This is a genomic window from Shewanella oncorhynchi, assembly GCF_012584455.1.
In the GTDB taxonomy this organism is placed as follows: domain Bacteria; phylum Pseudomonadota; class Gammaproteobacteria; order Enterobacterales; family Shewanellaceae; genus Shewanella; species Shewanella oncorhynchi.
In genome coordinates this window covers 1-17290 of record NZ_JABAEB010000019.1, presented here as the reverse complement: position 1 = coordinate 17290, position 17290 = coordinate 1, and the positions used below count along the sequence as shown (strand labels likewise).

13 protein-coding genes are annotated in these 17290 nt (G+C 47.1%); 10 read left to right on the top strand and 3 right to left on the bottom strand.

The genetic code is table 11. The features are described 5' to 3' along the window. Positions 1-15 precede the first annotated feature (15 nt). Entirely contained in the window at positions 16-1098 is a 1083-nt protein-coding gene (gene nrfD, locus HGO26_RS20940; RefSeq protein WP_168827651.1) for an NrfD/PsrC family molybdoenzyme membrane anchor subunit, read from the bottom strand. Further along, on the bottom strand, positions 1088-1870 hold the full coding sequence (gene dsrO / locus HGO26_RS20935; protein WP_011790755.1) for a sulfate reduction electron transfer complex DsrMKJOP subunit DsrO: 783 nt from the start codon (positions 1868-1870) through the stop codon (positions 1088-1090). Before dsrO ends, nrfD begins: the two co-directional genes overlap by 11 nt. A gap of 281 nt (positions 1871-2151) precedes the next feature. On the opposite strand from dsrO, the gene HGO26_RS20930 reads away from it, so the two are divergent. From HGO26_RS20930 to HGO26_RS20900, 7 genes are all read left to right on the top strand, one after another. Next, a complete protein-coding gene (locus HGO26_RS20930; protein WP_168827649.1) occupies positions 2152-4170 on the top strand; it encodes a sensor histidine kinase in 2019 nt (672 codons plus the stop codon). Beyond that, the gene (locus tag HGO26_RS20925; protein WP_168827647.1) at positions 4170-4781 is read left to right on the top strand and encodes a response regulator transcription factor; all 612 of its coding nucleotides are present in this window, start codon (positions 4170-4172) and stop codon (positions 4779-4781) included. The genes HGO26_RS20930 and HGO26_RS20925 overlap by 1 nt, the downstream gene beginning before the upstream one ends. A gap of 369 nt (positions 4782-5150) precedes the next feature. Next, a complete protein-coding gene (locus tag HGO26_RS20920) occupies positions 5151-8825 on the top strand; it encodes an ATP-binding protein (protein WP_131525492.1) in 3675 nt (1224 codons plus the stop codon). Continuing rightward, positions 8825-9478, top strand: a complete 654-nt coding sequence (locus HGO26_RS20915) for a hypothetical protein (RefSeq protein WP_071939957.1) — start codon at positions 8825-8827, stop codon at positions 9476-9478. The genes HGO26_RS20920 and HGO26_RS20915 overlap by 1 nt, the downstream gene beginning before the upstream one ends. A gap of 48 nt (positions 9479-9526) precedes the next feature. Continuing rightward, positions 9527-10747, top strand: coding sequence for a phosphoenolpyruvate carboxylase (locus tag HGO26_RS20910; protein WP_131525493.1), 1221 nt, complete (start codon positions 9527-9529; stop codon positions 10745-10747). Beyond that, complete coding sequence (locus HGO26_RS20905; RefSeq protein ID WP_168827645.1) at positions 10735-11607, top strand: DUF7281 domain-containing protein; 873 nt, start codon at positions 10735-10737, stop codon at positions 11605-11607. The genes HGO26_RS20910 and HGO26_RS20905 overlap by 13 nt, the downstream gene beginning before the upstream one ends. Before the next feature lie 401 nt (positions 11608-12008). Then, positions 12009-13253, top strand: coding sequence for a dicarboxylate/amino acid:cation symporter (locus HGO26_RS20900; protein WP_168827643.1), 1245 nt, complete (start codon positions 12009-12011; stop codon positions 13251-13253). A 117-nt stretch (positions 13254-13370) separates the two neighbouring features. On the opposite strand, the gene HGO26_RS20895 is transcribed toward HGO26_RS20900, so the two are convergent. Beyond that, positions 13371-13862: a TIGR00645 family protein gene (locus HGO26_RS20895; protein ID WP_105250244.1), complete on the bottom strand. Its 492-nt coding sequence runs from the start codon at positions 13860-13862 to the stop codon at positions 13371-13373. 397 nt (positions 13863-14259) lie between these two features. Here HGO26_RS20895 and HGO26_RS20890 point away from each other — a divergent pair, with 397 nt between their 5' ends. The 3 genes from HGO26_RS20890 (at position 14260) to HGO26_RS20880 (ending at position 17218) form a co-directional block, all read left to right on the top strand. Beyond that, positions 14260-14829, top strand: coding sequence for a DUF7010 family protein (locus tag HGO26_RS20890; RefSeq protein WP_168827641.1), 570 nt, complete (start codon positions 14260-14262; stop codon positions 14827-14829). A 337-nt stretch (positions 14830-15166) separates the two neighbouring features. Then, a complete protein-coding gene (locus HGO26_RS20885) occupies positions 15167-15994 on the top strand; it encodes a DUF3313 domain-containing protein (RefSeq protein ID WP_345719264.1) in 828 nt (275 codons plus the stop codon). 834 nt (positions 15995-16828) lie between these two features. Beyond that, positions 16829-17218, top strand: coding sequence for a hypothetical protein (locus HGO26_RS20880; RefSeq protein ID WP_168827639.1), 390 nt, complete (start codon positions 16829-16831; stop codon positions 17216-17218). Positions 17219-17290 lie beyond the last annotated feature (72 nt).

Sequence of the window (17290 nt, the reverse complement as noted above, 5' to 3'; positions counted from 1 at the left end):
AAACTATTTGGGTGCTCAGCGAGCAAGTTTTGCCGCAGGCGTTTGGCGAATAAGTTCGGAGACCAGCGCCATTAATGCTAACCAGAGGCCGAAGGTACCAGCTATTCCTAATAGCCCTTCAGGTCCCCAAGGCAGTTGATAGAGATAAGTCCCCGCGCCGTATTTAGGATCGGTTTGCGCTTGAATTAGCACTATCCAGCGAAATCCCCACGCAAGGTGAATGGCCGTGAGGCTGACGATTAGCATTGCCACATTGGGTAAGTGACGAATGGCGAGCATCAGTGCCAGCACGGCGAGTGTGATTAGCACCCAAATCGCGGCCAGTTGCCAGCTTGGGCTGGTTTCAAGCAATAATGCGGCTTCGGGGGCCGAGCCCTTATCGAATAACACCCAGCCGATAAGGCATAGGGCGAACAGACCAAAGCTGGCTCTTACCCAGAGTAATAGGCTGTCTTGGGTGCGCTGTTGGTAGCCCTTTAATAGTCGATTCAATACCACCAAAGTGCCGCAGGCGGCGAGCAGGGCGCTCATTGCCATCAAAGGTGGCAGCCAATAGGTATGCCACAGTGGCCGCGCCTTAATGGCCATGGTTTCCATGCCAGTGTAGAGGGCGATACTGCAGGCACTCAGGGCCGTGATCAGTGCGATCGGCTTGATGAGTTTGTCACTGTTCCAATCACCGAATCTCAATAATTGGCCTATTTTATTCACCCAATCTGAGTCTTGATTCGTGGTGTGCTTAGGCAGATATTGACGCAGTAGCAGCCAAGCAAACACTGCGCTGGTGCCCGAGAATACGGGCAGTAAAAAGGCGCCATACCACATCCAAGAATCAGGGCGAACTTGCGCATAAAAATGCCAAGCCCGCAGCGGTTGGTGTAAATCGGCGAGTAAGGCGATAGGGGCGACTATGCCTGCTGTTAACATTAAACAGGCGCAGAGCTTCAGCAATCTGTCATCGGGTTTGGGTTGGCTAAACAAATGTATTGTCGCTACCCATACGCTGGCGTAGGCGAGCCCCATCATAAAAAAGTATTGCACTGCCCAAGGTAGCCAAGTAATAGCGATATCTGGGGTAAAGATTTCTTTAATGACCATGGTGGATCTCCTCGCCAGTATCGGTAAGTAAGGTTCTAACGGGGGCTTGGCCGCTAATCTTGTCCTCAAAAGCGCTGCTCATGCCGATGTAGAACACCCGTGGCGCAGTATTAGCTGTCGGTTTGAGCACCTTGATATCGGTTTTGTTGGCGGCGAGCAGTTGGCTTATCTGGCTGTTGGGATTATTCAGATCGCCAATCACACGGGCTTCTCCTACGCAGGTTTCGACACAGGCAGGCAGTAACCCTGCATCTAACCTGTGGGCGCAGAAGGTACATTTGTCGGCGGTATTGGTGTCGTGGTTGATAAAGCGCGCATCATAGGGGCAGGCTTGTACGCAATAGCCACAGCCAACACACCATTCATTGTTGACGACCACTATGCCGTCCTTGCGCTGGAAGGTCGCGCCCGTAGGACAAACTGGGATGCAGGGCGGGTTTTCGCAGTGATTACAAAGTCTTGGCAGCATTAAAAACGCAGGCGGAGTGGTATCTTCCTGCTGCGAGACTTCATACTGCTGCACTGTGGTGCGAAATTGCCCGAGGGGCGGTTGATTCTCGATAGTGCAAGCGACAGTACAGGCTTGGCAGCCCACACAGCGGCGCAAGTCAATTACCATACCGTAACGTTTACCTACTTGGCCTTCGCTGGCACTGTGCATTTGAGGGCTGCGCTTATCATCCTGTGCATACACTTGCACGACAGGGATGAGTGCGGCGCCAACACTGACGCTGGCCATTTTGCCGAGAAACTGACGTTTACTCTTGTCCATACAGATTTCCTTCACTACTTGCAGATGGCGAATAAACTGGCTCATAGACCTAGAGTTAAGGTTTATGGCGAGGTTTACAGGCATTCTGTAAAAGGGGAGGCGGCATAACTATAGTGGTTTTCCACATATCGGGTGTGGACTTGATCTAGCGCAACAAATATCCGTTAGAATAGCCTTCAAAATGCTAGGGTTTTATTTTTTGTTACTTGAGTTTGGCCTTTTCTTAGCTTGAGTTGGACTTGATTTTAGTGTGAGTGACTGGGGATAAAGGATTGCGCTTCATGTTATTGAGGATGATGAAAACTGTGTTTCGCTTCGCTGTATCGGTCAAGTGGCCGTTATCGATTCTGAGCACTCCACATTCCGTGGCAATACCGAGAAAAAAGCCAAGGAACGCAGTGTTATTCCTATGCTTGCTGGCTTCAGTTAAGGTGTTTGCTGCGGAGCCACTGAATCAAAGCGTACATTCGGGCTTAACTGACTCTGAGGTTGTTGCTCAAGTTGCTATCGAAGAGCCCAGTTATCAAGTGGTCGATGTTGGCGTGTTAGCCATCCGCGGTTATAAGGCGACCATCAACCGCTGGCAACCTTTGATGGGGTGGCTCGAAACCCAAATTCCCAACAGTTACTTTAGGTTACACCCTCTCACCCTCGATGAGCTAGCTAAGGGCGTTGAAACCCAAGGGCTCGATTTTGTGATCACCAACCCAGGGCAATCCGTGTTGCTGGCGCGGCAATATTCCCTTACTTGGTTGGCGACCCTGCGCAGTCCGTTAAATAATGGTGCGGCAATGCAAGTGGGCTCGGCGCTGGTGGTGCGCGCCGATTCACCCTATCACACCTTAAGTGATCTTAAGGGACGTCGACTCGGGATCGTATCGAAAAATGCCTTTGGTGGTTACTTGACCTTAGTGTACGAAGCGCAGCTAAAGGGCATAGATTTGCCTCGCTTTGTGGGTGAGATTATTCCGCTGGGGTTCCCGCTAGATAATTTGTTGTATCAGTTAGATGATCAAAAAAGTGGTGATGATGCGGCGAAAGATAATCGACTGGATGCGGTTGTGGTGCCTGTGTGTCAGCTTGAGCAGATGCAAACGGAAGGTCTTATTAATATCGCCCATTATCGAGTGCTCGATAATCAAGCGCCTGCGGGATTTAATTGCCAAGTCTCGACTCACCTTTATCCCAACTGGTCTATGGCAAAGACCAATCGCGCCTCCCAGTCTCTGGCTAAAAGTGTGACTCAAGCTTTGCTAGCGCTGCCTGAAGATCATCTCGCCGCTAAGTCTGCTGATTCTGCGGGCTGGACCACGGCCGTGAGTCAGCTTGCGATCGATCAACTGCTTAAAGATCTCGATATGCATCCTTTGCAAGCACCATGGTGGCAAAGGGCGTGGCAGTGGATCAAGTTACATCAACAATGGGCTTGGCTTGTGTTAGGGATTTTGGTTTTACTCAATGTGTATCATTTTTGGCTTGAATACCGCTTTAGTCGCCGCGGCCGTGAGTTGATTAACACTCAGCGCCAGCTCAATGAAAACCGCGCGTTACTGGAACATGCCCAGCGTATTGCAATCGCGGGTGAGCTTGGCGCGAGTCTCTCCCATGAACTCAATCAACCTTTGGCGGCGATTGGCCATTATTGTCATGGCGCCGAAGTGCGATTACAGCGGGGGACGAGCCCTGAGGAGTTGCAATCTGTATTGGCGCTGATCCAGCAGGAAGTCACGCGCGCCGACAATATTATCAGTCGCTTACGTAATTTATTGAAGAAGCGACCTGTGTCGAAACAGCCTTTGTATCTGCATGAGTTGGTCAATGATACTGTGCCGCTGCTCGCCTATGAGTTTGAACAACATCAGATAAACCTTGCCGTCAATGTGAATGGTGAACCTTATTTACAGTCCCTCGATGAAGTTGGTATGCAGCAGTTGTTGCTTAACTTGCTGAAAAACGCCTTTGACGCCTGCGTTCAGCGGTTAGAGCTTGAATCCAGTGGCACCGAACAGATCATCACGCAAAAGCCATACACACCCACGATCGATATCGATCTTCGCTATCAAGAATGTACGCTCTTGCTGACAGTCACAGATAATGGCATTGGGTTAACCGAAGAGACCAGTCTGCTGATGCAAGCATTTTATTCCACTAAATCAGAGGGGTTAGGTTTAGGCTTAGTGATTTGCCGTGATATTGCCGAGAGCCATGGTGGTACGTTTAGCCTAGAAAGCGCTATGGGTGGCGGTTGCCAAGCGCAGGTGGCTATACCGCGTAAACCTGAACCCAATGGAGCACAATAATGAGTCTTGCCTTACCAGTGTATTTAATCGATGACGATGACTCAGTGCGTCGTTCTTTGCGTTTTATGCTTGAAAGTTATGGCCTTAAGATCACCGACTTTGATAGTGCCGAAGCCTTTTTCACCATAGTTGACTTAACACTACCGGGTTGTGCGCTGGTCGATGTGCGTATGCCGGGTTTGAGTGGTCAGCAGTTGCATCTTGAATTAGTGGCAAAAAATAGTCCGCTAGCGGTGATTTATCTCACTGGCCATGGCGATGTGCCAATGGCGGTAGATGCGCTTAAATTAGGTGCGGTGGATTTTTTCCAAAAGCCCGCCGATGGCGCTAAGTTAGCCGAGGCGGTCGTCAAAGCGTTGGAACATACCAAGGCGCATCATCAAGACAATCAGTATCTTGAGACTTATCAAGCGCTCACGCCAAGAGAGCGGGAAATACTCAACCTGATTGCCCAAGGCCTGAAGAACCAAGAGATCGCCGATAGTCTCTGTATTGCCATGCGCACGGTTGAGATCCACCGTGCCAATTTGATGAAAGGCATGCAAGTGGGATCGCTGGCGGAAATGATGCTGATCTACAGTCGGATTGCCGAACGCCTGCGTCTCGAATAAATCCGCTGGAATTTACCTTTTATCGCGCTAATTGCCGCTTTGTTAGCCGCCTATTTTGGCTAAGTTGTCGTATCATTGGCCGTTTGATTTGAGCCTAGCTATAGGGTTATGTTTTTGCTGAGCAATGGGCTGAGATGTGAGCCAAGGCATTAGTGCATCGCTGCTTAATTGCCAATACACTGTGATTGCCTTATTTTAGGGGCACTATTTTTAGGCCACGATTTTTAACATCACTTTTTAGTCACTTTTTTAAAGTGTTTATTTACAGTGACGATTTTAACGTCAGTGGCCCTCTTGGATTGTTTTCTCTTATTTGTGTAGAAGCTTCTGCAGCTTAGATAAGACTCTCCTGTTTGCATAAGGAATGAAATGGCAAGCTTGATTCGTATTGTGCTGATTGATACGCACCTTCCGGGCGTGGTGGAACTCGCCCTCAATGGTCATACCAACATTTGTGGTACTAACGCCTCGGGTAAAACGACATTACAACGTCTAGTCCCTGTTTTTTATGGTGAATACCCAAGCCGCGTGGTGCCTTCGACCCGCGACAGTTTCGAGCGTTGGTATTTGCCACACGATTCAAGCTACATCATTTACGAATATCAAAAGGCCGATGGCTTACTGTATCAAGCCGTGTTGGCCTCTGCGGGCGATGGGAAGGGCGTTAACTATCGTTTTATCGCCAAAGGTTTTGAGCTAAGCGATTATATTAAATCGCAAAATGGCGACACTATTCTGTGCCACACCATGGCGGAATTAGGCCGTGATTTAAAACGTGCCGGCATCGCCACCACTAATTTGCTTAATACCCGTGAATATCGCGCCATTATTCAAAACGATCGCACCCTATTAAGCACGGGCAGCAACCGCAGTGAACTACGCGGTTATGCACGCCAATTTGCCCTGTGTGAGGGCGAGCATTCCCTGCGCCACATCGAAAAACTCGCTAAAGCGGTGCACTCCAAAGAAGGCAAGATGGAGACGGTCAAATCCATGATCGCCGCCATTTTAGAGGAAGATGGGGTTAATCCGCCCAGCTCACGTTTGAATCCGCAGCGCGTTGAGGCGTGGATCCGTGAGAGCCAACTTATCCAAGGCTTTGAAGTTATTCGTCCTGAATTTGAAAAACTCGAACAAGAATTTAACCAACTGCTTAGCGCCGAACTGCGTTTATCGAGTTTATCCCGTGGTTATCGCAACGATGAAACCTTAGAAGCCGATCGTCAAGATATTCAGCAAACCTTATCTAAAGAACTGAATTTAAAGCTAAGATTGCTCGATGATGAATGGAAAGAGCAGCGCGATGAGCTCAATCTCGATTTATCGGCAGCTAAGGGCGATGTGGCAAAGTGCGAGTATGAGCTCGATGCCATTGAAGATCAGCATGCTGCCTTTTTAGATGCCAACATAGAGCAAGCCAAGGCCGATCTTGAGATGCTGCCGAACTGGCGCACCGATGTTGAAAACCTAAGTGAACGCCATAAGCTGCAAACCGAGAAGCACCAAGACATTGAGGCGGCGTACAATGCCCGTCGCAGTAAGATTGGCGAGCAGTTAAACCGCGAGCTTGAAGGCCTGCATAGCGACCAAGACAAGCAGCGTGAAGCCCGCGATAAGCAACGTGAAGTGGCGCGCACCGATATTGACGCCCTAGAGCTGCAATGGCGCAACCAAATGGATGCGGGCAAGGCTAGCTTTAGCGAGCAGGAATACCAATTCAAACTCACTGCCGCCGAGCTTAAATTGCGTGTTGATGGCGTGACTTACACCGAAGAAGAAAAGCTGAGTCTCGCGATTTTCGACGAACGTATTCACCGCGCCGACGAAGAACAAGAAAGCTGCAATGCCAAGGTCGAACGCTTAAGCAGCGATGAACGCAAGCTCAGAGCCAAACGTGACCAAGCCAACGAAGCCTTGCGTATCGCCACCTTAAGGGTGAACGAGCGTCAAACTGCGTTGGATGAACTGCACCATATGCTGTTCCCGCAATCCCACACCCTATTGGAGTTTCTGCGTAAAGAATCCCAAGGCTGGGAGCAAAGTTTAGGTAAAGTGATCGCGCCTGAACTACTGCATCGCACTGATTTACATCCAAGCTTAGTGACTGAATCGAGCGAAGCTTTCTTTGGCGTGCATTTAGATCTTAAAGCGATCGATGTGCCTGAATATGCCGCCTCCGAACAAGAGCTGCGTATTCGGTTAAGCAAAGCCGAAGAAGCCCACACTAGTGCCCAAGAAATGCAGGCCGAGGCCGAATCTCAGCTGGTGGCCATTAATGGCGAGTTGGATAATCTCAGCCGTGAACTGACTTTTGCCCGCACGGCTTACAAAAATAGCCGTGACGATCTGCGTCGCCTATTTGATGAAAAGCGCAGCGAGCAAGAGAAAATCAACAAAGCATTGAGCGAGCGCAAAGCCCATGCGGGACAAAGACTGACTCAACTCGATGGTGAGCTAAAACAGCTTAAACATCAGCACGAACTCTGGCTCGAAGATCAAAAAGAGCAAGCGCTTGAAGCGCGCATGGAAAAGAATGCCTATTGGCAGGAAGTTATCGGCGCGCTCGACAATCAACTCGGCCAAATTAAAGCGACCATTGAAGGGCGCCGTGAAAGTGCCAAAATCGAGCAGAAAGCCTGCGAGACTTGGTACAAAAACGAGCTTAAATCCCGTGGTGTGGATGAGGATAATATCCTCAAACTCAAGCAACAAATTCGTGAGTTAGAAACCAAAATCAGCCGCGCCGAACAGCGTCGCAGCGACGTACTGCGCTTTGACGATTGGTATCAACACACTTGGCTTGCGCGCAAACCTAAACTGCAAACTCAGCTTAGCGATGTGAAGCGTGCGGTATCGGAAATCGATCAACAGCTTAAGGCGAAAACTCAGGATGTTAAGGCCCGTCGTCAACAACTTGAAACTGAACGTAAAGCGTCCGATGCGGCGCAGGTTGAAGCTTCTGAAAACTTAACGAAGTTACGTGCCGTAATGCGTAAACTCGCCGAGCTTAAGTTACCGACCAATAACGAAGAAGCCCAAGGCAGCCTAGGCGAGCGTCTGCGCCAAGGTGAAGATTTGCTGCTAAAACGCGATTACCTGATGGGTTCGGTGAAGCAATATGTAGAGCATTTCGACTCAGTGATCGCCAGCAAGTCAGGTTCGGGCCTTGCCGAAACCTGGGAGCGTGCCCGCGAAGAATCGAGCTTTATCAACGATAAAGGTATTCGCCTGCTGGATTACCGTAAGTTAGTGCCACAGCTTGAGCAATTGCTGAACGTGATCGTGCCGCAATCGATTACCGCGCTGCGTGAGCAAGGACGGATTTTCGGCGTCGACTTAACCGCTTTCTACGATGTGTTAGCCGATATCGACCGCCGCATTGCCTCCCAAAGTGCGCGTATTACCCGCGAAGTGGGCGAAGAGTTATTCCTCGATGGCGTGTCTGAATCGGCGGTACGTATTCGTTCGCGCATCAGCGAGTTAGAGTTCTGGCCTGAGCTTGAACAGTTCGTCAAAGCCTTTAAACATTGGAAAGCCGATGGCTTTAATGGCTTGCCCGATGAGGATTACACCAACAGCATGCGCCGCGCTTTAGACATTATCGGTCGCGCCGCATTAACGGGGGGCATATCTAAGTTGCTGGAAATCGAGCTGCGCCTCAAAGAAGGTAACAGCGATTTGATTATCCGCACCGACAGACAGCTTAACGAATCCTCAAGTCACGGTATGGCGTATCTGATTTTGTGTAAGTTCTTGTTGGCATTCACGCGCTTGCTGCGTGGACGCGCCGATGTGACCATTCACTGGCCAATTGATGAGTTGGGCACTTTGCACCATACCAACGTGAAGAAGATTTTTGACGCCTGCGAAAATAACAATATTTGTGTGCTGGGCGCCTTCCCGAACCCTGAGTCTGAGGTGCTGAACTTGTTCGCCAACCGTTACATTATCAACAAACAAACTAAGAAGTTGCAGGTGGTAAAACCTAAGGTCAATCCAATTGCAGACATGTTGAATAAGCGTTTGTCGAAGGAGGCCATCTAATGAGTGATGCAACCCAAACCGTATTAGTTGGCACTGGTGCTTTGATTGAGCTGTTACTCAAGGGCGAGTTTATTTGCCGCACCACCAATGAAGAAGGCTGGCGCGCCCTTAAAAATAGCAGCACCCGCGAGCGGGTCGAAGGCTATTTAAACCAGATCAACCGTACCGTGGCGTCTGCCGCAGAAGGTGATGTGTTCTTCTGCGGTTATTTGCAGCTCGGCGATAGCGAGCGCAAAGTGATTTCATCGCAGTTTAAAGATATCTGTCAGGCATTGATCCCGCTGGTGGAATGGTTGGTGTTAGTGCAGGAAGCCAGTGGCCAAGATGCGCCGCTGAGCGAAGGTGCGCCCGTGCGTTTGACCGAGCTGCAAAGCCGTATCGAAGACACGCCGGCGTTCCGTGAGCAGTTAGCCAAGCTCAGCCAATATCGTTTATTTGGCTCAACCAGCACTAACAGCGATGCGCAAATCAAATTAGTCTTCAAACGCTTAGTCGAACTCGGCTATTTAGTACGACCCAATGCGGAGAAGCAAATCTATATCGCCACGGGTAAGCTGGATTATCTGTATGAAGTCATTCGTTTTATCGATGAAACCGAAGGCCTAAGCCTAGAAGCGCAGGCGGAAACGGCGACTCAGCGGGACTTAATCTAATGTTGGCACTGTTAAACCTAGGTAAAAGCTGTGACCAAGGAGGCCATGATGAGCAGTAACTTACATCAGGCGGGGGTTAAGCTGCTCAAGCAGTTAGGTCGCCATGCTGACATCATTATGGATACCTATTTGGCGGGTTCTCTTAACGAGGATGCGCACGATCCAAGCGTGGTCGAAAAGCTTAAACAGGCAGGGATTTTATGGCGGCCAGAGCCAGATCAGGAGCTGCGGCTTAAGCGTTCTGTGCGTGCCTTACTCGAAGAAGGTTTAAGTGATGAGCGCAATCGCCAAATCGACTCTAATGTCGGTTCGGCCTTAGCCACGATTAAAACCTTGGCCGATCATTATAAAGAGGCGCGTCATAGCTCAGATTACAGCGCCGCTGAGGCCTATTTATCCGATTTAAGCGAACATGTTTATAGTTTCGCCGACAGTCTGCGTTATTCGATCCGTGTGCTCTGGGGCCGCATTAATAACGAGTTCGGTTACGTTGGTACGATCAACGCTAAGATCCGCGAAAACGAATTAGCTCAAAGCCAAGTGTCTGAATTGCTTAATGGCTTAGAGATGTTCCAGTTTAGTGAGCTAGGCGAAATCGCTGGCGATATACGTGAACTGCGCAAACTCTTAGTGACGACTTTGCAGGAAACCATGAGCGACTGCGCCCAGGAACTGAGCGTAGTGCAGGGGCGTTTACTCGAACTCTTAGGCCGCTTCAGACAAATCCGTGGGCGTACCCGTTTGCTCAAGGGCTGGTTGCTCTACACTGATTTGCATCCGGATTATCGGCCTGCGGACCATGTGTCCCACAAGGAAATTCCGAGTCTATTCAATCGCGCTGAAATCTTGCTCGCGCCTGCTGCGGTAGATGTGCATAACGCCAGCCAAGAACTGGAGTTGATGGGCATAGTCGCGCACATTAAAGCTATCAGCCGTCATCCTGTGATTGCGGCGGTGCGTGAGCATGATGTGTCCGTTTCTATCACTCAAAGTGAAGACTTCGATGTACCGGATAATCCACTCAAACAAGCGGTGGATGAGTATTTCGTCGATGTGATTGAGTCTGGCCTGCGCCAATCGGCGCTGGAATATCTGGCGGATAAAGCGCTGCCTTGGGACGCCGAAAGCTGGATTTATCAAGTGATTGGTGGCTACGAAGGTCTGCCCGATGAACACAAGGCTTACTTTGAGCTTGAGCCCTTGGGCGAACCGCATCCCATCTATAGCGGCAACTTTATTATTCGCGATGTTGAGTTATGGCTCGCCTAGGCCAGCAACAATTACAACTGTTGGAGAACGCTTTTATTAAGCGTTCTCCCAAGGTTAAGCTCACGGCTAACTGGCGCGCGATTCATCGCGAGTTAGAAGTGGGTGAGTTAGATGAATCCGAAAAGTATCTGTGTTTTGCGCCCAAAGATTTTGAACTGCTAAGGCAAAGCGTGTTGGCGTTAATGGGGCTTGATTTAAGGCAGCTTGATTTCAATGTCGATCGCATGGCGATGTCTGCCAAAAGTCACGATGAAAAGCTCGCTAAGATACGCCCTGAAGCCGAATACGTTTTGATGAAGTATCTAGGTTTCGGATCTTCACCAACTGGGATTTCAACTCGCACATCACTGCGTATTCCTTTGGATGAAGCACAAAAGCATTGCCATGAACTCAATGTCGCAGCCATCCTAGTGATTGAAAACTTAGATGTATTTGATGTTATCCATCAAGCGCGTTTGCCACAGGATTTAACTCATGTGATGGTTATCTACCGAGGTAGCGGTCATCATTCCCCGATTGGCGTGCGGCATTTTTTGCAAGCGATGGCAGATAAATTACCGATCATTGCCTTTACTGACTTAGATCCCGCAGGACTACAAATCGCCCATACCTTAATGGGCGTGACCCACTGCCTTGTGCCACAACTTGCGCTGACAGCACCTGCTGAGTTATTGGCAATAGCACAAATTAATTCTACTGATGATTTCGACAAGCAAGCGAAACAGGTTAAGTATTTGCAAAATGCCGAGTTAAAGCATTGGCAAAAATTAGTCGTTTGGCTAAATCAACACCGTATTAGTATCAAACAGCAACACCTGCTGGCTCACGGACTTGAACTAGTGTTAGTGCCATATATTTAGCTGTCATCCATTCCATCTCTCTGCTTTACTATAATTAACTGGTTTTAAATCCTGTTATAAATTTAAATTCAGTTATTAAGTCTGAGTTTTATTTGGTTGTTGTTTCTTATATGTTTAATTTGATGTTATTTGGTGTTTATTTTGTTTGTTTATACTGGTTTAAATATGTTTTGTTAGAGCTCAAATATTGTGCTGATAAATTTTTTATGATTTAAAATCAGTTTATTACTGTTTTTCTGTGATGGTGTTAACTTAATTCAAGATGAAAAAATGAAATTTATTCATTGAATTAACGGCTAGCATGTTTCACTATCCCCGCCTGAGCCAAAAATGGATTGGCAATTGTGCTCATCATGGAAGATGAATAACAAATAAATGACCTTTCTGGGGAAATCACAAGCATGATGAAATCACTTTCGACGCGGATCTTTATTGGTCTGTTTGCCGGCCTTATTTTCGGCACAATAGTGCAATACTTCTTAAACGATATCGGTTTTTTCTCGGGTAATTTAGTCGAGCTTGCCGGTGGCGTTGGTACTATGTTCGTTAATATGATCATGATGCTGGTGGTGCCACTCGTGTTTGTGAGCATCGTTTGTGGTGTCTGTGAGCTGCAAGATCTCAAAAGTTTTGGCCGCTTGGGCGGTAAGACCTTCGGTTTTTATATCATCAATACTGTCGTCGCAATCGCGACCGCATTATTAGTGGTGCTGCTACTCGAACCCGGTAAAGGTGTAGATATGAGCAGCACGGATGGCATAGCGATTACAGCAACTGAGCTGCCAAGCCTGATGGCATTAGTTGTCGACATAGTCCCACGTAATCCTGTGACGGCTTTTATGTCAGGCAATATGCTACAAGTGATCTTTATGGCCTTGTTGCTTGGCGGTGTGATTAAGTCCCTTGGGGAGCATGTTGCGGGTGCTGTCCAAGGTTTTCAAACCGCCAATAAAATCATGATGAAATTGATTTCTGTGGTGATGAGTCTTGCGCCCTATGGTGTATTTGCCTTGATGTTTAAACTCGGCGCGACCTTAGATGCAGGTGTGTTTATGAGTGTGGTTGAGTATATGGTGCTGATCCTCGCGCTGCTGCTACTGTGGATTTTTGTGGTTTATCCTATGGCAGTGGGGATATTTACCCCAATTTCAGCCAAAACCTTCCGCGAGAAGACCCAAGAGCAAGTGCTGTTTTCACTCTCGACCGCAAGCTCAAATGCGACTATTCCCGTGACCATGCGTACTTTAACGGACAAGTTAGGCGTGAACCGTGCTGTTGCTGGTTTTGGCGTACCGCTGGGGGCGACCATGAACATGGGCGGTGTGGCGATTTATATCACTATTGCGATTTTCTTTGTCGCCAATGCCTTTGGCATGCCTATTACCACTGAGCAATTGCCTTCGCTGTTATTTAGTGTCTTCCTATTATCTGTCGGTGCGGGTGGTGTGCCCGGTGGCGGCATGGTGATGATAGGTGTGTTAATCCATCAAATGGGATTACCGATAGAAGCCTTTGCCATAGTGGCGGCCTTAGATCGGATTATTGATATGGTGCTGACATCCTGTAACGTGGTTGGTGATACTGCGGTGTTGACTATAGTGGATCAAACCGAGAAAGTGCATCAGCTTGAGTCAGCGAAGAGTTAATGTGCCACTAAGTCGTATTCTATAAAAACAAAAGCCACTGAAAACAGTGGCTTTTGTTTAATATTCTCTATGCTGGTATTGATGCGTTGCTAGGTTCGCATCAACTATGTTAGCCCATTACTTAGTGCGAGTAATTTTATCCAGATAGCCCATGGCAAAGGCTGATAATACAAAGGTGATGTGTATTAACAGATACCACATGATTTTGTCGTTATCGATATTCTTCACATCCATAAAGATTTTCAGTAAGTGAATAGACGAAATTGCCACAATCGACGCCGCCACTTTGTTTTTCAGTGAGCCAGAATCTAATTTACCCAACCAACTTAGCTTCTCACTGTCTTCGCCTACATCCAGCTGCGAGACAAAATTCTCGTAGCCAGAAAACATCACCATCACAATCAGGCCGCCCACGAGGGTGATATCAATCAAGGACAGGGTCACCAGCACTAAATCCACTTCAGTCATCTCAAAAATGATCGGCAGAATATGGAAGATCTCTTGGAAGAATTTAATGCCTAAGCCCAATAAAACAAAGCTGAGTCCCAAATAAATTGGCGCCATAATCCAGCGCGATGCATACATTAATTTTTCAAATATTTGTTCCATAATCCATTAAACCCTTTATCTAAAATGCGGTAAAAAATCGAGTCACTAATGACTAAAACAGTAACATAATGCACTTTATGCGCGCTATTACCCAATCACAATGGCGTGAGTTATATGCTGTTATTGTGTTTTTTTTGTAACCTCTGTGGTTATTTAAATCCTATGTTAGGTGTTAGTAGCGCCACATCGTTTAATTTGCACTGCCTTTGATATGTCTGATCGTCGCTTTTTTCAACCTAATACCAAGCAAATTCAGCCATGGATGATCATTTTTCTTGGCATTTTAGGGCTTTGATGAAGGAAGTGACATTTGTCATCCTAGATTGCTGACAACTCACACTGCTGTAATGGACATTTTACGCAGATACTTAAGTCATCTAAACAAGGAGGCTTAATCATGCAATATAAATCACTGGACCAACAATTAATCGAATACCGTCAACAACGTGCTTTAGCTATGCCCTTATCTGGCATGATTGTGTGGAGCCTACTGTTTGTATTGAGCTTTGTATTACCTCCTTCGCAGTTGGTGATGGCGGTCTTTATCGGTACTGGTTCTATTATCTACCTTGCCATGGGTATTTCGCGGCTGACAGGCGAGAATATCTCGTTTAAGAAAAGCGCTGAGCGTAATTGGTTTGAGACTGTGTTTCTCGCTGCGATGGGCATGAGTTTTTTAACCTTTAGCATCAGTATTCCCTTTTTTATGGAAAATTATCTGGCCTTGCCTTTCGCCCTTGCGGTGCAAACAGGTTTAATGTGGTTAGTCCACGGTGTTTTAGCTGCGCAAAAGGTGGCCATAGTGCATGCGATAGTGCGCACTATGGCCTGTGTTGCAGCTTTCATGCTCTGGCCTGAGCAGAGCTTTCAAATTCAGCCTCTAATCGTGGTGTTTTGTTATGGTTTTTCAATTCCTGTGATGCAGCGCCGTTGGAAGATTCAGCAAAATCTTTGTGTTGCGAGTTAGTTGGGAGTCAGTTTCCACCGACGTGTAGAAGAGCAATACGGCCTAACGGCCGAGGTGAATCAAGGTCATGGGGTTTCACCCCCCGATTTTTAATAAAGAGTCTTCAACGTCCTTCAGCAACTTCGCAGGGGAAGGTGAACTTCTGTGATCTCGGCGTTGGCTGTTAATTCCAAAAGAGTTATGCATGCCCCATCTTTCAACGAATTGAAATACATAAATTGAAAATCTTTGATACCTAAACTGAATCAGGATATTGGTTTTTTAGGTGATTAGAGTCTTTTGAAATGTCTACATTGGCCTGATTAATCCGTTATTACCATTTTAGCAACAAGATAAAGTGCTGAACTCACTTGATAAAGTGGGTTATGTTGTGGCAGTTTGGGGTGACGCAACAAGCCGCTTTGTCGTGTCCTCTATGGAAGGAAGTTGGTTGGAATATTGCTCAGGAGAACTTGCTTATCGCGATGGTCATTCTGAAAACAAATTATTAATCAGTGCAGGAGCAAATATGAAAAAAGTGGTTATGGTAGCCATGGCTGCGGTCTTACTGGGTGGATGCTCAGTAAAAGAAAGGGCTATGAGTGGATTTCAAGTAGTGCCCTTTGATGCGTTCAAAACGAGTGTCAGTAATCCTAATCAGCGTATTTATAAGGAGCAGGACGTTGACCTACGCCAGTACAATCAGGTGATACTCGATCCTTTACAATTTATTCGTCAAGAGAATGGTAAATGGTACCTATTAACCGCTAATGAGCAAAACGAGATTGGTCGTTATTACCATGCTAAATTTCAAAATGAGTTGCTTAAAAATGGCGTCAAGGTTGTTACTGCGCCTGGTCCGGGAGTGATCAGAGTGCAGGCGGCGGTGACGAATTTTGATTTAACTCGACCAGAACTTAAATTAAGGGATCTGTTGCCTGCTAAAATTGCCATTGATGTTACTAAAGAAGTGATAGGTAAGGAGCCTTACTTGCTCAAGGTCGGCAGCATGTCACAATTGTTAGACTCGCAAAGCGGAAAGTTGTTAGTACGAGTGTTAGATGCTCGGGAGAGTGACGATACAACCCAAAAAGATACACCTATTACTTCAAGCGAACTGGAAAAGATGATTGATAAGTGGGCTGCGGGTCGCGCGAAACAGTTAGCTGACAATTTGGGTAAATAAGCACTAACTAGTTTGGTAAGTCATTTCATGGCTCCATTGGAACGCTGCAAAAACTTACCGATTACCGCGAAGATTTAGAAATGTGACGATACTTTTTGTAAGTTATCAGCACTGTCACTATTCGTTTTAAGCTCACCCTGAATCGCATTATGTTATTGTTTTAAATGGAATACCTTATTTGCGCGGTGGCTGGTCTTTCGGTTTTACGGCCGAGAAAGTCGTTGGTCTTCAACTGCCCTGATTTCTAATCAAGAGTCGACCAAGGAGGACTGCTCGTCCCATCTTTCTCTTGATTTGCGGCCTTACGGCCGAGAAAGTCGTGGGTCTTCAACCCACACCCGACCAAGGAGGACTGCTCGTCCTATCCTCCTTGGATGCTCCAAGACGCCCCTAGCGAAGTTACATGCATTAGTTAGTGGCTTCGTGCTTATTCGAAAATCGCTAACGCTTCCGATGGGGCGTCCCTTCCCCCCGAAAGCTACGCAGACGTCCTGTCTGCGTCACGCGATTTTCTTCAACGCCCTTCAGCAACTTCGCAGGGGATGGTGAACTTCTGTGGCCTTGGTGTTATCCGTTAGTCTTAAAGAGTTGCACCTGTCACATCTTTCTATTCTCATCCACCTTCTTAATTTACCGCGCCAAAATGCTTTTCGGTAAATAGGGTCTTGTTTTTTCTGGATGAAAAATGTTGATAGCACACTGGGGGTGATGCTAACTTATTGGCATTATTTAATTATTTGTTCGTATCATACCAATATCCAACTCTATACGGTTAGGATTTTATTAGAAGTGCGGGTATTACACTGTTAGCTTTACCTCTAGTGAGATAGTCAGATGAGATGGAAAGAAATAATAATTGGCGCAATTTTAACTCTTATAATTACAATCATAGGTGGTATTACAGTCTGGAAATTCACGAAAGAACCTCACAAGCCAGATCCAAAAGCAGTCGTAATTATTGAGGCGGACTCGCCATCGCAGTTCAAGTCTGATTCTAAGAGTTTGATATTTAATACGTTCCGAGTCGGCAACCTTGGCGATAAAATCGCTGAAGACGTTATCTTGTCAATTGAGTTCCCAGAAGATACAAAAATCACTGACTTCTCTATTTCCAGCTCGTCGGGTGCAGCAGCCAGAAAAAATCTGAAAGAGATTGAAGGGAAAGTACACGAGAAAATAATTTCTATTAATTCTTTGCTCCCTGAAGAAACAGTAACTGTGTAGTGGCACACTAATTTTGGCCACCTAAATAGAGGTGATATTATTACCTCGTAGATGACTTTAGGTGAAAACATG

Bases quoted from the DNA above. Each gene is read 5' to 3' on its own strand.
- HGO26_RS20900 (WP_168827643.1), top strand. From the start codon at position 12,009: ATGATGAAATCACTTTCGACGCGGATCTTTATTGGTCTGTTTGCCGGC.
- HGO26_RS20880 (WP_168827639.1), top strand. From the start codon at position 16,829: ATGAGATGGAAAGAAATAATAATTGGCGCAATTTTAACTCTTATAATT.
- HGO26_RS20915 (WP_071939957.1), top strand. From the start codon at position 8,825: ATGAGTGATGCAACCCAAACCGTATTAGTTGGCACTGGTGCTTTGATT.
- HGO26_RS20895 (WP_105250244.1), bottom strand. From the start codon at position 13,862: ATGGAACAAATATTTGAAAAATTAATGTATGCATCGCGCTGGATTATG.
- nrfD (WP_168827651.1), bottom strand. From the start codon at position 1,098: ATGGTCATTAAAGAAATCTTTACCCCAGATATCGCTATTACTTGGCTA.
- HGO26_RS20905 (WP_168827645.1), top strand. From the start codon at position 10,735: ATGGCTCGCCTAGGCCAGCAACAATTACAACTGTTGGAGAACGCTTTT.
- HGO26_RS20890 (WP_168827641.1), top strand. From the start codon at position 14,260: ATGCAATATAAATCACTGGACCAACAATTAATCGAATACCGTCAACAA.
- HGO26_RS20925 (WP_168827647.1), top strand. From the start codon at position 4,170: ATGAGTCTTGCCTTACCAGTGTATTTAATCGATGACGATGACTCAGTG.
- HGO26_RS20910 (WP_131525493.1), top strand. From the start codon at position 9,527: ATGAGCAGTAACTTACATCAGGCGGGGGTTAAGCTGCTCAAGCAGTTA.
- dsrO (WP_011790755.1), bottom strand. From the start codon at position 1,870: ATGGACAAGAGTAAACGTCAGTTTCTCGGCAAAATGGCCAGCGTCAGT.
- HGO26_RS20920 (WP_131525492.1), top strand. From the start codon at position 5,151: ATGGCAAGCTTGATTCGTATTGTGCTGATTGATACGCACCTTCCGGGC.
- HGO26_RS20930 (WP_168827649.1), top strand. From the start codon at position 2,152: ATGTTATTGAGGATGATGAAAACTGTGTTTCGCTTCGCTGTATCGGTC.